Raw genomic sequence first — 13945 nt, forward strand, 5'->3', positions numbered from 1 at the left:
ATACAATAACTTCTGATCGACAGTGTGTGATCTAACGACGGGCAACGAATTCGTCTGAAATTCACCTTCCCACAAGGCTCTGGTGAGGTGAAAATGCCGAGTAAGAAGCTCGAGTCACGACAGATGGACAGATCGCTCTTCAAAAACAGACCCTCTCCGCGGGCCATTCTTATTGTGAATGAGCGAACAAAGCTGACCGCAAATTATGTCAATGCGATCGCTGGATCGATCTTCGCCGTTGGTGGACTGGCGCCGATCTTTGCAGTCTTGTACACATCGAGTCCGCCGAGCGTTCCGATCCCCGGGGTTGTTTGCATCGCGATTGTTTGCTGGATCGCGAGCGCGAGCCTACATTACGCTGCGCGGCGCTTCCTGAAGGAGTTGGTGTCATGAGCATCGTGAATCTCCTCGTCCTGCTGAGCGTTCCCGCGGCAGCGCTCATCCTCGGGTTTGGGGCGCTTCATTTTGCGAAGCGGGCCGACGAGCCCTGAATGCGGCGAGCTTCCTCAGGCTCGTATCGAATGCCAGCCCGGCGGGTTGATCGCGAACTGAACGATCGCATGCATCACCTGCCGTTTGTGCCACCGGCGCTCCCGCGCTAGACGGGCCGCGTCATGTCTCACAACACCTTCGGCCACCTGTTCCGCGTCACGACCTTCGGCGAGAGCCACGGGGTCGCGCTCGGCTGCGTGGTGGATGGCTGTCCGCCCGGCCTCGCGCTGGAGGCCGACGAGATCCAGGCGGAGCTCGACCGCCGCAAGCCCGGCCAGTCGCGCTTCACCACCCAGCGCCGCGAGCCCGACCAGGTGAAGATCCTGTCCGGCGTGTTCGCCGACGACCGCACCGGCGGGCGCCAGTTCACCACGGGCACGCCGATCGCGCTGATGATCGAGAACACCGATCAGCGCTCGAAGGATTATTCCGAGATCCGCGACAGCTACCGGCCCGGCCACGCCGACTACACCTACGATGCCAAGTACGGCATCCGCGACTATCGCGGCGGCGGCCGCTCCTCGGCCCGGGAGACCGCGGCCCGGGTCGCCGCGGGCGCGGTGGCGCGCAAGGTGATTCCGGGCATCACCATCCGGGCCGCCCTGGTGCAGATGGGACCGCACGCCATCGACCGGTCGCGCTGGGACTGGGAAGAGGTCGGCAACAACCCGTTCTTCTGCCCCGACCCCGAGACGGCCGCCCTCTACGAGACCTACCTGGACGGGATCCGCAAGGACGGCTCCTCGGTCGGCGCCGTGATCGAGGTGGTGGCCGAGGGCGTACCCCCGGGCCTCGGCGCCCCGGTCTACGGCAAGCTCGACGCGGATCTCGCCGCCGCCATGATGTCGATCAACGCCGTGAAGGGCGTGGAGATCGGCGACGGGTTCGCGGCCGCCGCGCTCAGGGGCGAGGACAACGCCGACGAGATGCGGGGCGGCAACGGCGGGCGCCCGCGGTTCATGGCCAACCATGCGGGCGGCATCCTGGGCGGCATCTCCAACGGCGAGCCGGTGGTGGTGCGCTTCGCCGTGAAGCCGACCTCCTCGATCCTGACCCCGCGCCGCTCGGTGAACCGCGACGGCGGCGAGGTCGACCTGATCACCAAGGGCCGCCACGATCCGTGCGTCGGCATCCGCGCCGTCCCGGTGGCGGAGGCCATGATGGCCTGCGTGCTGGCCGATCACTATCTACGTCACCGCGGACAGGTGGGAGCCGCCTGACGCGCCGCAGCCGAGGCCGATCGCCCCGCGATCGACCGACCGCTTCGGAGCCACGATTTCACAGGCTCGCCCGCGCCGGACCCTTCATCCGGCGCGGCGGCGGGCGATCCGGGCCTTTCCACCCCGCCTGGGGCGGAGAGATGCGAGACGAGAGAGCGATCCGTGCCCCATTGCACCGTTACCGAGGCCATCGCGGCCTTCGCCCGCGGCGAGATCGTGGTCGTCACCGACGATGACGACCGCGAGAACGAGGGCGACCTCGTCGTCGCCGCCTCGCTCTGCACGCCGGAGAAGATGGCGTTCATCATCCGCAACACCTGCGGCATCGTCTGCGCGCCGATCACCCAGGACGAGGCCCGCCGGCTGCATCTCGACCCGATGGTGGCCTCGAACGACGCGCCGCTCGGCACCGCGTTCACGGTCACGGTCGACACCAAGCACGGGCTGACCACCGGCATCTCCGCGGAGCAGCGCTGCAACACGGTGCGGGCGCTCGCCAACGGCAACATGGGCGCCGGCGACTTCGTCCGCCCCGGCCACGTCTTCCCGCTGATCGCCCGCAACGGCGGCGTGCTGATGCGCTCGGGCCATACCGAGGCCGCCGTCGACCTGTGCAAGCTCGCCGAACTGCCCCCGGTCGGGGTGATCTGCGAGCTCGCCAACGACGACGGCACCGTGATGAAGGGCCCGCAGATCGAGGCCTTCTCCGAGACGCACGGCCTCAAGCGCGTCTCCGTCGCCGACCTGATCGCCTACCGGCAGGCGCGGGACCGGCTGGTGGAGCGGGTCGGGCACTTCACGGTCCATTCCAACCACGGCGACGTGACGGCCTACGCGTTCTCCACGCCGTTCGAGGCGATCCAGCAATTCGCCTTCGTGATGGGCGAGATCGGCGACGGCCGGGACGTGCTGGTGCGGCTCCATCGCTCCAACGTCGCCGCCGACGTGATCGGCGGCGGCAAGCAGATCGACGCCGTGCTCAAGCGCTTCGCATCGGAGGGCCGCGGGGTGCTGGTCTACCTGCGGGACGGGACCGCCGGCGTCCCGCTGAAGAGCGCCATGGAGGAGGGAACGGAGGCCCTGCGCGCCCGCCAATGGCGGGAAGTCGGCCTCGGCGCCCAGATCCTGCGCGACCTCGGAATCGTGTCGATCCGCAACCTCGCGACCTCGGCGCGCTCCTATGTCGGCCTCTCGGGCTTCGGCATCGAGCTGCTGGGCGACGAGCCGTTGGAGGGGTGATCCGAGGCCGGACGCGCCTCAGGCGCGGCGCGCGATGGTCCAGATTGCGGCGCCCGCCATGATGGCGGCGGCGCCCCTGTTCAGCCGGGCGCGGAAGGCAGGTTCGCGCAAGGAATCGCGCGCCCGTGCTGCGAGGGCGGCATAGGGCGTCATCACCACAACGAGCACCGATCCGGTCAGGCCGACGAGTGTGGCGTAGTCCCCGGCCGTGATGGTGCGAAGGTCGACCAGCGTCGGCAGCACGGCGAGGTAGAAGACGATCGTCTTGGGGTTGGCCAGGGTGACGGTGAGCCCGGCGACGAAGCTCGCCAGCGGCCGGTCGGCCGGGCCGCCCTCGACCCGGTCGGTCCGGCCGGCCGAACGCCAGAGCCGGACCGCCAGGATGGCGAGATACAGGCCGGCGCAGAGCCGGACGACCACGAACAGTTCGCCCAAAGTCTCCGCGATCAGGGCCAGCCCGAACACCGCCGCGGACAGGAACGTGAGGTCGCCCAGGACCAGCCCCACCGCGAAGGCCATGGCGGCCTTGAAGCCCGAAGAGAGGGCGCGCGCGATCAGGGCGACGACGCCGGGGCCGGGCACCGCGGCCGCGACGCCGAGCGCCAAGGCGTAGGTGAGGAAGCCGGCCGACGTCATCGCGCGGAGCCCGGGTCCAACGGGTTTGCGGCGGCCGGGCGGGCCGCCTCCGGTCTCGCTCCGATCATTCTCTGTGACATCGCGCGATTCGCCTGGCCGTCGGTGGACCCGACTATGGCGTGCCGGCTGCCGTCGGCAACCGGAGGCGCGAGGGGCCTACCGGCCAGCTGTTTCGAGCTGTTTGCGGCAGCGGAATATCGCGCCTGCCCTACGACGCCTTGTCTTTGCAGAGGTCGTTCTGAGAACGACACCGTCCTCCCGGGGCCGCGAAGCGGAGCCTGGGATCCAGAACCGTTGTCGGATCAGAGGCTTGCACCGTCGGTGGCTCTGGATCCCGGGCTCGCCTGCGGCGCCCCGGGATGACCGGGTGGATGCGGATGCCGATGCCGAAATCTGGGCCTCGTGGAAGGGGGATCTCCGCACGCGGTCTCCCTTCCAGGTCCGTATCGTCCCTGCGGCGATTACCCCTGGCGAGAATCGCGCGCGTCATCGGATCTGGGCTGCCATCCAAACACCTTCAAAGGGTTGGGACTAAGCGTTTCGGATGGCGCAGGCCAAGTCCGACGGCATGCGCCCATCTCTGGCCGGCATGACAGCCGAGAAGGCGGCGTGGAGGACAGAGACGGGTCGCAGAGGACTATCCTTACGCCACGGATCCCAGGTTTCCGCGGACATTTCAGCCGCTACCCTGTCATCCCGGGACGCCGTAGGCGAGCCCGGGATCCAGAACCACGTACGGCGCAAGTCACTGATCCGACACTGGTTCTAGATCCCGGGCTCCGCTTCGCGGCCCCGGGATGACGAGGCTGTTTTCAGAACGCCCTCGGCAAAGACCAGGGGTCGCCGGCCCAGCGGGACAGTCCGATGCCGACCTTTGCTCGAACATCTCGATAGGGCTGGGCCTACCGGCCCATGAGCGCGTCCACGTGGGCGGACACGGATTTGGCGAGGCCTTCCAGGCTGTAGCCGCCCTCGAGCACCGAGACGATCCGGCCGCCGGCGGACCGCTCGGCCAGGTCCATCAGCTTGCGGGTCGCCCAGCCGAAATCCTCCGCTTCCAGACGGAGATTGGCCAACGGGTCGAGGCGGTGGGCGTCGAAGCCGGCCGAGATCACGATCACGTCGGGCCGGAAGGTCTCCAGCCGCGAAAGGATGCCGGCCTCGAACGCCTCGCGGAACACGGCACCGTCGTCGTTGGGTCGCAGCGGCACGTTGACGATCGTGTCCTTCTCGCCCCGCTCAGAGGCGGCACCGCTGCCCGGATAGAGCGGCATCTGGTGGGTCGAGCAGTAGAGCACGCTGGCATCGTCCCAGAAGATGTCCTGGCTGCCGTTGCCGTGATGCACGTCCCAATCGACCAGTGCCACGCGCTCGGCGCCGTGCTTCTGCCGGGCGTAGCGGGCCGCGATGGCGGCGTGGTTGAACAGGCAGAAGCCCATCGAGCGCGTCCGCTCGGCATGGTGCCCAGGCGGGCGCATCGCCACGAAGGCGTTGCGGCATTCGCCGGCCATGATCGAATCCAGGGCATGGTTGGCGCCCCCGATTGCCCGCAGGGTCGCCTCAAGGCTGCCGGCAGACAGGATGGTGTCGGCATCGATCCCGACCATCCCGTGCTCTGGGACCGCGGCCACCAGCGCGTCCACGTATTCGCGCGGATGCGCCAGGGTGGCGACCTCGATCTCGGCTCGGGGCGCTGCGACCCGCACCAGGCCGGCGAAGCGCTCGTCCTCCAGGGCGCGCTCGATCGCACGCATCCGCGCCGGCCGCTCCGGGTGGCCCTCCGGCACCTCGTGGTCGAAACTCGCGGGATGGCTGACGTACAGGGTGGTCACGACGGTCGCTCCCGGATGCGGTCCTGTCGCGCGCCTGCAACAGGAGCCGGCAATGTGCCATGGGCGGAACGCGCGGACTACGGCTGCGTGCCCGCCCTGATTATAGTTGCTCGAATCTTCCGCGGGCGCATTGCGGCCGGGCCGCATGCCCGGCGGCGCGGAGGATGCGAGAGAACAACCGCATGCGTGTCATCCCGGCCATCGCCTGCGTCGTCCTGCTCGCGGGCTGCACGTTCAAGGCCGTGCCCGACCCGAAGGTTTCGGCCCGCGATGCCGAGTTCATGGCGCTCGTGCCCGACGCCGAGTTCGATCCGCACTTCGCGCGATATCAGGTGAGCGACCCGACCGGACAGCCCCCGGGCACGATCGTCGTAGAAACCGGGGAGCGCCAGCTCTACCTCGTGCTGCCGGACGGCAAGGCGATCCGCTACGGCGTCACGGTGGGTGACGAGGCCTATGGCTGGACCGGGACAGCCACGGTCAGCCGCAAGGCCGAGTGGCCGGCCTGGAACCCTCCGGCCGATATGATCAGGCGCTGGCCGCACGTTCACGCCATGCAGGGCGGACCGATGAACCCGCTCGGCGCGCGCGCCCTTTACCTGTCCGATCACGGCAAGGACACGCTCTACCGGATCCACGGCACCAACGAGCCGGAGAAGATCGGACAGGCGGTCTCGTCGGGCTGCATCCGCATGCGCAACATCGACGTGGTGGACCTGTTCGATCGCGCCCCGGTCGGAGCCACGGTCATCGTCCGGTAACGCAACTGGTCAACGTCCCAATAAGCCTGCTTGCTCGGTCCGTGTTTACCTGAACTTCCGTTCAGACCTTGCCGTTAACTTCCGGCAGGGGTGCCGTCCCGTAAGTTCAAATCACACCGGGACAAACACCGACCGCAGCAAAGGTCGGAGGAGCAGGCAGCCATGACCATGATTTCCGTTCAACAGTTCTGCAACCATGCCGTTTCCACTGGCGCGATCAGCGACGAGGACCTGCTGGTCCTCAAGCGCGAGGTTCTGCCGGAGGGGATCATGAGCCGCGACGAGGCCGACATGCTGATCGCCCTGGAGCGGGCCGTGATCGGCTCCGAGGCCTTCGCGGACTTCCTGGTTGCGTCGGTGGTCGACTTCGCCGTGTGGGGTCTGCGCCCGACCGGCTACATCGACCGGGACGTCGCCGCCTGGCTCGCCAGCTCGCTCAGCGGCCGGGACGGCCCGAGCCCCGTCGGCGCCCGGATCGCCATGGAGATCGTCCGCGAGGCGGAAGGCAGCGCCGAGACCCTGATGGCCTTCGCGCTGGACGCCAACCGCTGGACCCGCGAGGCGGCCCAGGCTCCCCGCCTCACCTTCGCGCTCGCCGCCTGACGGACCCTTCGACCGAGGCGCAGCTTCCGTCCGCGGCGCAACTGATCTATCGGGACAGTCAAGCCGGTGTGCAATCCGGCGATCTCGAAAGTGATGCGCCAGCGATGTTCGAAAAGATCCTGATCGCCAACCGGGGCGAAATCGCCTGCCGGGTCATCAAGACCGCCCGGAAGATGGGCATCAGGACGGTGGCAGTCTATTCGGACGCCGACCGCGATGCGGTGCACGTCGCGATGGCCGACGAGGCGGTCCATATCGGCCCCGCCGCCGCGGCGCAGTCCTACCTGGTCATCGAGAAGATCGTCGAGGCCTGCCGGCAGACCGGCGCCCAGGCGGTCCATCCCGGCTACGGCTTCCTGTCCGAGCGCGAGGCCTTCCCGAAGGCCCTCGAGGCTGCCGGCATCGTGTTCATCGGCCCCAATCCCGGCGCCATCGCAGCCATGGGCGACAAGATTGAATCCAAGAAGGCGGCCGCAGCCGCCAACGTCTCCACGGTCCCGGGCTTCCTCGGCGTGATCGAGAGCCCCGAGCACGCCGTCGAGATCGCCGACGGCATCGGCTACCCGGTGATGATCAAGGCGTCGGCGGGCGGCGGCGGCAAGGGCATGCGCATCGCCCATTCGTCGGGCGAGGTCGCCGAGGGCTTCGCCCGCGCCAAGTCCGAGGCGTCCTCGTCCTTCGGCGACGACCGGGTGTTCGTGGAAAAGTTCATCACCGACCCGCGGCACATCGAGATCCAGGTGATCGGCGATAAGCACGGGAACGTGATCTATCTCGGCGAGCGCGAGTGCTCGATCCAGCGCCGCAATCAGAAGGTGATCGAGGAGGCGCCGTCGCCGCTGCTCGACGCCGAGACGCGCCGGAAGATGGGCGAGCAGGCCGTCGCCCTCGCCAAAGCGGTGAACTACGATTCCGCCGGCACGGTCGAGTTCGTCGCCGGCCAGGACAAGTCGTTCTACTTCCTGGAAATGAACACCCGCCTCCAGGTCGAGCATCCCGTGACCGAGATGATCACCGGCCTCGACCTCGTCGAGCTGATGATCCGGGTCGCGGCCGGCGAGACGCTGCCGCTGACGCAGGAGCAGGTGAAGCTGGACGGCTGGGCGGTCGAGAGCCGCGTCTACGCCGAGGATCCGACCCGCAACTTCCTGCCCTCGATCGGACGCCTGACCACCTACCGGCCGCCGGAGGAGGGCCGTCAGGGCACCGCGATCGTGCGCAACGACACCGGCGTGGAGGAGGGCGGCGAGATCGCGATCCACTACGATCCGATGATCGCCAAGCTGGTCACCTGGGCGCCGACCCGGGCCGAGGCGATCGCCGCGCAGGGCGACGCGCTGGACGCCTTCGCGATCGACGGCATCCGCCACAACATCCCGTTCCTCTCCGCGCTGATGGCGCATCCGCGCTGGCAGGAGGGCGAATTGTCCACCGGCTTCATCGCCGAGGAGTTCCCGAACGGCTTCGTCGCCCCGGAGCCCGCCGGCGCGGTGGCGGTCCGCATGATGGCCGCGGCGGCGGCGATCGACCACAAGCTGAACCAGCGCAAGCGCGGCATCTCCGGGCAGATGCGCGCCCCCGGCCTGTTCGCGTTCGAGCGGGACCGCGTCGTGATCCTGGCCGGCCAATCCTACGCCGTGACCATCGAGCCGGAGGGCGAAGACCTGATCGTCACCCGCGACGACGGCACGGCGCTGTCGGTGGCGAGCGCGTGGCGCCCGGGCGAGCCGGTCTGGATCGGCACGATCGGCTCCGAGCGCGTCGCCATCCAGGTGCGCGGCCTGCTGAACGGCGTGTTCCTGCAGCATGCCGGCGCGGCGGCCGAGGCGCGGGTCTACACCCGCCGCGAGGCCGAACTCGCCGCGCTGATGCCGGTGAAGGAGCAGGCCGGCTCCGGCAAGCAGGTGCTCTGCCCGATGCCGGGCCTCGTGAAGCAGATCCTGGTCACCGAGGGCCAGGAGGTGAAGAACGGCGAGCCGATCGCGGTGGTCGAGGCGATGAAGATGGAGAACATGCTCCGCGCCGAGCGCGACGCCACGGTCGCGAAGATCCACGCCAAGGAAGGCGACAGCCTGGCGGTCGACGCGGTGATCCTCGAATTCGCCTGATCGCAGCGCGCTCGTCGTGCCTGCGGTTCACAACGAGCAGACGAAGCTCCTGGCCACCGCGCTGAACAACATCGCGGTGGCGTACGTCGTCATCGGTTTCGTGACGCCGATGACGGCGGCGAGTTTCGGGGTCGCCACCGCGCCGATTCTGCAGCTCGACAGGGCGCTCTTCACAGTGGTTTGGTTGTGTACCGGTGCCGCACTACATTACGGTGCGAGGCGTTGCCTGCGGAGCCTGAAGCCATGAACTACGATTGGCTTTTCATCACGTTCGGTATCCCGGCTATCACGCTTGCCATGGCGTACGCGGCCGTGCGCGCGAATGAACGTTCGGCGCGCCGCCTCGATCATCCGCCCGGGGAATGATGCCTCCCGCGGCATCCCGGACGCCTTCGACGACACCATGCCCCTCTACTTCGCCTACGGCGCGAACATGGATGCCGCCGCGATGGCCCTGCGCTGCCCGGTCTCGCGGCTGATCGGGGGCGGCTGCCTCAAGCGGCACCGCTTCATCATCATGCGCGAGGGCTACGCCTCGGTGGTGCGCGATCCCGCACGGGTGGTGCACGGGGTCCTGTGGGAACTGGCCCTCGACGACATCCCGGCGCTGGACCGCTACGAGGGCGTCGCGGGCGGGCTCTATGCCAAGGCGACGCTGCCCGTGACCACGGCCGCCGGCACCAAGCGTGCCCTGATCTATCTCGGCCGCTCCACCGCGCCGGGGCGGCCGCGGCCCGGCTACCTCGATGCCGTGCTGGCGGCCGCCCGTGCCGCCCAGCTTCCGCCGGCCTATATCCGCGACCTCGGTACCTGGATGCGCGGACCGCCCACCTGAACCGGCGGCACTTGGTACGCAACCTGCTTGCTCGCGATCGACCGGGGCGGCGACACCAGCCTTTCGCCCCGGCCAGCTGTCGTGATTGCGCAGCGTGCCCTTCGGTCAACGGCGATCGGCGGCCGCGTGCGCGGGAGAGGTTCGCATGTCCTATCTGGCGCCCGCCGATTTCGTGAAGAAGGCCGTCGATGCCGGTGAATCGAAGGTCTTCATGGCCACCAAAGACACCTTCATCCGGGCCTACATGGCCGGCGCGATCCTGGCGCTCGCGGCCGCCTTCGCGGTGACGATTAACCAGACCACCGGGCAGCCGCTGGTCGGCGCGCTGCTGTTCCCGGTCGGCTTCTCGATGCTGTACCTGCTCGGCTACGACCTGTTCACGGGCGTCTGCGTGCTCACCCCGCTGGCGCTGATCGACAAGCGCCCGGGCGTCACCGTGGCCGGCATCGCCCGCAACTGGACGCTGGTGTTCTTCGGCAACTTCGCCGGCGCACTCACCACCGCGCTGATGATGGCGATCGTGTTCACCTTCGGCTTCGCCACCGAGCCGAACGCGGTCGGCAAGGCGATCGCCGGCATCGGCGAGGCGCGCACCCTCGGCTACGAGAAGTACGGCGCCGCCGGCATGCTGACGCTCTTCGTGCGCGCCATGATGTGCAACTGGATGGTCTCCACCGGCGTGATCGGGGCGATGCTGTCCACCTCGGTGCCCGGCAAGGTGATCGCCATGTGGATGCCGATCACGGTGTTCTTCTTCATGACCTTCGAGCACTCGGTCGTGAACATGTTCCTGTTCCCGTCGGCGATCCTGATGGGCGGCCACCTGACCGTCATGGATTACCTGTTGTGGAACGAGATCCCGACCCTGCTCGGCAACATCGTCGGCGGCCTCGCCTTCACCGGCCTGATGCTCTACTCGACCCACGTCCGGACGGGCGAGACGCGTTCGGCCCCGGTCGGCGCCGGCGTGCGTCGCCCGATGGCCGCCGAGTAATCTGTAGGGCGGCCCGCGCCTGTCGCGCGGGCCTGTTTCGAGGCGGTGCCGATCCGATGAGCGCGACGCGCACCGTCTCCGTAATCGTCAAGGGACGCGTCCAGGGCGTGTCCTACCGGGCCTGGACCCAGGCCGAAGCGCGCGCGCTGGATCTGACCGGCTTCGTCCGCAACCGCGCCGACGGCTCGGTCGAGGCCGTGTTCGGCGGTCCGTCGGATGCGGTGGACCGGATGGTCGCCCTGTGCCGCTCCGGCCCGCCGCACGCCAGCGTCAGCGAGGTCATCGTCAAGGAATGCGGCGACCCGCCAGACACGCGCGGCTTCGACATCCTGCGGGGCTGAGCCGGGCGGGTTCTGCGGGGCGGGCCGGACTGGTATGGCCGTGAGGCCGTATCCGATTCCGCTCCTGGCGCTCCGAGATCATGACCGACCCGACCACCGGCAGCGCCGCCTTCTCGCCCCTCGATATCGGGGCCCTGGTCTACTTCATCCTGGCCTGGGTGGCGTACGGCCTGTCGGTCGGGCGCCTGCGCGGCCGGATGGTCTCCCTCAGCCAGATCATGAACGTCCACCGCTCCAACTGGGCGCGGCAGGTTATCGGCCGCGACAACCGGGTGGTCGACACGCAGATCAACGCCTCGCTGCAGAACGGGACCGCCTTCTTCGCCTCGACCTCGCTGATCGCGCTGGGCTCGGTGCTGACCCTGTCGCGCTCCGGCGACGACGTGCTGAACCTGTTCGCGACCCTGCCGTTCGGCACGGTGGCGAACCGGACCACCTGGGAGCTGAAGGTCGCCGGCCTCGCCTTCGTGTTCGTCTACGCGTTCTTCAAGTTCGCCTGGGCCTACCGGCTGTTCAACTACGCGGCGATCCTGCTCGGAGCGGTGCCGTCGAAGGGGTCCGGCGTCAGCGACGGCGAGATGCTGCGCGCCGTCCGCCGGGTGGCCGCGATGAACGTCAGCGCGGGGCGCCATTTCGCCCGGGGGCAGCGCGCGTTCTTCTTCGCGCTGGCCTATCTCGGCTGGTTCATCAGTCCCTATGTGTTGCTCGCCTCGACAACCGCCGTGGTCATCATCATGTGGCGTCGACAGTTCGCCTCGGAGATCCGCAAGGCGTTGCTGGAGGCCGGTGAAGGGCCGCACGAGGGTCCGCTCCTGGCCCCCGCCGAGGAGGCACGGATATGACCACGACCAAAGCGGACGAGGCGGCGATCGAGGAGACCCTGCTGGGCCTCGTGGCCGAGCGCGGCGCCGGCAAGACGATCTGCCCGTCGGAGGTGGCCAGGGCCCTGGGCGGTCCACACCCGGACGGATGGGGGCCGCTGATGCAGCCGGTGCGCCGGGTGGCGGTGCGGCTCGCCCATGCGGGTCGGGTCGCGATCCTGCGCAAGGGTAAGCCGGTGGACCCGGACGACTTCCGGGGGATCTACCGGCTGGCGCTGCCGGGTGCGGCGACCGGCTCCGGCCCGGGCAGCCAATCCGGCGTGTAGCCGGCGAGCCGATAGACCACGAGGCCGATCCATTCCTTCACGGCAAGATCGAGCTGGAGGAGCCCCTCCGAAGCGAAGCCGTGGAAATGGGCGACGTCGCCCCAGCCCCGGGTCCGGTAATCCACCGGGAAGGCATCGACGGTGAAGCCGGCCTGGCGGAAGCAGCCGATCGCCCGGGGCATGTGCCAGGCCGACGTCACGAGCAACCAGCGCTCGCCGGGCTTCGGTTGAACCAGCGCCGCGGAGAACACCGCGTTCTCGTAGGTGTTACGCGATCGGTTCTCCAGGATCATGCGCGTCCGCGGCAGCCCGATGACATCGGCCTGGCGACTGACGATGTCGGCCTCCGAAATGCCGCCCCCGATGAAGCCACTGCCGCCGGAGAAGACCAGCCGGGCCCCGGGGAAACGGCGGGCGAGGTCGGCGAAGTAGATCTGCCGCTCGCCGGCATCGTTGACGATGACCTGATCCCGCACCTCGGACGGACCCGCTTCGATGGCACCGCCGAGCACGACGATCCCGGTCGGCGCGGATCCGTCGTCCGGGTACGGCGCGAAGCGCTGCTCCAGCGGCAACATCGCCATGTCCGACAGCGGTGACAAACCGCCCAGTAACAGGCCGAACAGGCCGAGACCGGCGAGACCCAGACCGGAGCGTCGCCGGCGCGTCACCGCCACCAGACCGAGGCCGATCAGGACGGCGAAGAGGCAGAAATTCGATGGGGTGATCAGAAAGTAGACCACCTTCGAAAGCGGGAAGAACATGGCGACGCCCTATAGCATCGTTCCGAAAGGTGGCCGCCGGCTTTCGGAAAAAGACGATGCGGATGAATAAGTTAGCCTATCGTGCCGGTTCCGGTATTCGGCACGATGCGCTAAGCCGGCTTTGTCTCGGCCTCGAACCTGGCCAGGGCTGCGGCGTCCGGCGGCAGCAGGCTGGCCAGGTTTTCGCCCTTCTCGACCTCGCGCTGGATCCACAGGTCCAGGCGCTGTTGCTCGACGGCCTCCAGGGCGACCTGCTCGGCGAGGTCGGCCGGCAGCGCGACGATCCCGCCGGACCCGCAGACCACGATGTCGCCGGGATGGATGGCGGCCCCGCCGCACGAGACGGGTTCCTGCGCGCCGACCAGGGCGAGGGTCTCGCTGCCGGCCTCCTGCGCGCACCAGACCGGCAGGCCGGCCGGATCCGGAAGGGCGCCGTCGGTGATCAAGCCGGCGACGCCGCGCTGGGCGAGCCGTGCCGCCACGATCGCTCCGAAGGGGAGGGCGAGTCCGGAACCCGCGGCATCGATCACCAGCAGGGCACCTTCCGGAACGGCGTCGATCGCAGCCGCGAGGTCGCCGGCGGCATCGTTTCGAGCGGGAATCATCCGGAGGGTGTAGGCCGGACCGATGGCGCTACCACCCCGCCCCGACAGGCCGCGTGGGCTGAACGCCTTGATCCCGGCACGCGCCAGTGCCCGCGCCAAGCTGGCCGGCGTTACGGCGGAGAGCGCATCGCGCAGGGTCGGGTCGATCGCCATCGGGATGTTCCGTGAGGGGCCGCCGGACGGATCGGCGCGGTGCCGTCAAGGTGGATCGCGCGGACGTGCCGACAAGGCCAGAAGGTGCGGGTCGCCTCTCCCGTGCGGGCTACGACGTGCACAACCCTCAGTCTGGTACCGTGCCGGTCCCGGTAGATCCTGGTCCGGAAGGCCAGGTGCGCGCTCCCTCCCCCCTCTGCGGGGGAGGGTGGCCC

The 13945-nt window shown here is 68.8% G+C and carries 16 protein-coding genes; 12 read left to right on the forward strand and 4 right to left on the reverse strand.

Annotated elements, in window-relative coordinates; genetic code table 11:
* Nucleotides 1-614: 614 nt before the first annotated feature.
* A complete protein-coding gene (gene aroC, locus FV233_RS24690; RefSeq protein WP_147899077.1) occupies nucleotides 615-1712 on the forward strand; it encodes a chorismate synthase in 1098 nt (365 codons plus the stop codon).
* 162 nt (nucleotides 1713-1874) lie between these two features.
* Nucleotides 1875-2951 carry a 3,4-dihydroxy-2-butanone-4-phosphate synthase gene (gene ribB / locus FV233_RS24695; protein ID WP_147899078.1) on the forward strand — a complete coding sequence of 359 codons (1077 nt, stop codon included), beginning with the start codon at nucleotides 1875-1877 and terminating at the stop codon, nucleotides 2949-2951.
* A gap of 18 nt (nucleotides 2952-2969) precedes the next feature.
* On the opposite strand, the gene FV233_RS24700 is transcribed toward ribB, so the two are convergent.
* Both FV233_RS24700 and FV233_RS24705 read right to left on the reverse strand, forming a co-directional pair.
* A complete protein-coding gene (locus tag FV233_RS24700) occupies nucleotides 2970-3587 on the reverse strand; it encodes a LysE family translocator (RefSeq protein WP_147899079.1) in 618 nt (205 codons plus the stop codon).
* A 902-nt stretch (nucleotides 3588-4489) separates the two neighbouring features.
* Nucleotides 4490-5419 (reverse strand): histone deacetylase family protein, encoded by a 930-nt coding sequence (locus tag FV233_RS24705; RefSeq protein WP_147854218.1) that lies wholly within the window; start codon nucleotides 5417-5419, stop codon nucleotides 4490-4492.
* A 182-nt stretch (nucleotides 5420-5601) separates the two neighbouring features.
* Between FV233_RS24705 and FV233_RS24710 the strand changes: the two genes are divergently transcribed.
* From FV233_RS24710 to FV233_RS24750, 10 genes are all read left to right on the forward strand, one after another.
* Nucleotides 5602-6180 carry a L,D-transpeptidase gene (locus tag FV233_RS24710; protein WP_147899080.1) on the forward strand — a complete coding sequence of 193 codons (579 nt, stop codon included), beginning with the start codon at nucleotides 5602-5604 and terminating at the stop codon, nucleotides 6178-6180.
* 162 nt (nucleotides 6181-6342) lie between these two features.
* Entirely contained in the window at nucleotides 6343-6783 is a 441-nt protein-coding gene (locus FV233_RS24715) for a hypothetical protein (RefSeq protein ID WP_147854217.1), read from the forward strand.
* Nucleotides 6784-6887: 104 nt separating this feature from the next.
* Nucleotides 6888-8891, forward strand: a complete 2004-nt coding sequence (locus tag FV233_RS24720) for an acetyl/propionyl/methylcrotonyl-CoA carboxylase subunit alpha (RefSeq protein ID WP_147899081.1) — start codon at nucleotides 6888-6890, stop codon at nucleotides 8889-8891.
* Nucleotides 8892-8907: 16 nt separating this feature from the next.
* Nucleotides 8908-9138, forward strand: coding sequence for a hypothetical protein (locus FV233_RS24725; RefSeq protein WP_147899082.1), 231 nt, complete (start codon nucleotides 8908-8910; stop codon nucleotides 9136-9138).
* Nucleotides 9135-9257: a hypothetical protein gene (locus FV233_RS31685; protein ID WP_268868313.1), complete on the forward strand. Its 123-nt coding sequence runs from the start codon at nucleotides 9135-9137 to the stop codon at nucleotides 9255-9257. The genes FV233_RS24725 and FV233_RS31685 overlap by 4 nt, the downstream gene beginning before the upstream one ends.
* Nucleotides 9258-9294: 37 nt before the next feature.
* A complete protein-coding gene (locus FV233_RS24730) occupies nucleotides 9295-9726 on the forward strand; it encodes a gamma-glutamylcyclotransferase family protein (RefSeq protein ID WP_147854214.1) in 432 nt (143 codons plus the stop codon).
* 145 nt (nucleotides 9727-9871) lie between these two features.
* Nucleotides 9872-10720, forward strand: a complete 849-nt coding sequence (locus FV233_RS24735) for a formate/nitrite transporter family protein (protein ID WP_050733449.1) — start codon at nucleotides 9872-9874, stop codon at nucleotides 10718-10720.
* 56 nt (nucleotides 10721-10776) lie between these two features.
* On the forward strand, nucleotides 10777-11061 hold the full coding sequence (locus FV233_RS24740) for an acylphosphatase (protein WP_147899083.1): 285 nt from the start codon (nucleotides 10777-10779) through the stop codon (nucleotides 11059-11061).
* Between the two features lie 80 nt (nucleotides 11062-11141).
* Entirely contained in the window at nucleotides 11142-11903 is a 762-nt protein-coding gene (locus FV233_RS24745; RefSeq protein WP_147899084.1) for a DUF599 domain-containing protein, read from the forward strand.
* Nucleotides 11900-12208 (forward strand): DUF3253 domain-containing protein, encoded by a 309-nt coding sequence (locus tag FV233_RS24750; protein WP_147854211.1) that lies wholly within the window; start codon nucleotides 11900-11902, stop codon nucleotides 12206-12208. The genes FV233_RS24745 and FV233_RS24750 overlap by 4 nt, the downstream gene beginning before the upstream one ends.
* Here FV233_RS24750 and FV233_RS24755 read toward each other — a convergent pair.
* Nucleotides 12145-12972, reverse strand: a complete 828-nt coding sequence (locus tag FV233_RS24755) for a YdcF family protein (protein WP_147899085.1) — start codon at nucleotides 12970-12972, stop codon at nucleotides 12145-12147. The genes FV233_RS24750 and FV233_RS24755 overlap by 64 nt on opposite strands.
* A 110-nt stretch (nucleotides 12973-13082) precedes the next feature.
* Nucleotides 13083-13730 (reverse strand): dimethylmenaquinone methyltransferase, encoded by a 648-nt coding sequence (locus FV233_RS24760; RefSeq protein WP_147899086.1) that lies wholly within the window; start codon nucleotides 13728-13730, stop codon nucleotides 13083-13085.
* Nucleotides 13731-13945 lie beyond the last annotated feature (215 nt).

Source organism: Methylobacterium sp. WL7 (genome assembly GCF_008040085.1).
Classification (GTDB): domain Bacteria; phylum Pseudomonadota; class Alphaproteobacteria; order Rhizobiales; family Beijerinckiaceae; genus Methylobacterium; species Methylobacterium mesophilicum.

Excerpts from the sequence above, each read along its gene's own strand:
- aroC (WP_147899077.1), top strand. The coding sequence starts at position 615 with ATGTCTCACAACACCTTCGGCCACCTGTTCCGCGTCACGACCTTCGGC.
- FV233_RS24700 (WP_147899079.1), bottom strand. The coding sequence starts at position 3,587 with ATGACGTCGGCCGGCTTCCTCACCTACGCCTTGGCGCTCGGCGTCGCG.
- FV233_RS24710 (WP_147899080.1), top strand. The coding sequence starts at position 5,602 with ATGCGTGTCATCCCGGCCATCGCCTGCGTCGTCCTGCTCGCGGGCTGC.
- FV233_RS24715 (WP_147854217.1), top strand. The coding sequence starts at position 6,343 with ATGACCATGATTTCCGTTCAACAGTTCTGCAACCATGCCGTTTCCACT.
- FV233_RS24720 (WP_147899081.1), top strand. The coding sequence starts at position 6,888 with ATGTTCGAAAAGATCCTGATCGCCAACCGGGGCGAAATCGCCTGCCGG.
- FV233_RS31685 (WP_268868313.1), top strand. The coding sequence starts at position 9,135 with ATGAACTACGATTGGCTTTTCATCACGTTCGGTATCCCGGCTATCACG.
- FV233_RS24730 (WP_147854214.1), top strand. The coding sequence starts at position 9,295 with ATGCCCCTCTACTTCGCCTACGGCGCGAACATGGATGCCGCCGCGATG.
- FV233_RS24735 (WP_050733449.1), top strand. The coding sequence starts at position 9,872 with ATGTCCTATCTGGCGCCCGCCGATTTCGTGAAGAAGGCCGTCGATGCC.
- FV233_RS24740 (WP_147899083.1), top strand. The coding sequence starts at position 10,777 with ATGAGCGCGACGCGCACCGTCTCCGTAATCGTCAAGGGACGCGTCCAG.
- FV233_RS24745 (WP_147899084.1), top strand. The coding sequence starts at position 11,142 with ATGACCGACCCGACCACCGGCAGCGCCGCCTTCTCGCCCCTCGATATC.
- FV233_RS24750 (WP_147854211.1), top strand. The coding sequence starts at position 11,900 with ATGACCACGACCAAAGCGGACGAGGCGGCGATCGAGGAGACCCTGCTG.
- FV233_RS24755 (WP_147899085.1), bottom strand. The coding sequence starts at position 12,972 with ATGTTCTTCCCGCTTTCGAAGGTGGTCTACTTTCTGATCACCCCATCG.
- FV233_RS24760 (WP_147899086.1), bottom strand. The coding sequence starts at position 13,730 with ATGGCGATCGACCCGACCCTGCGCGATGCGCTCTCCGCCGTAACGCCG.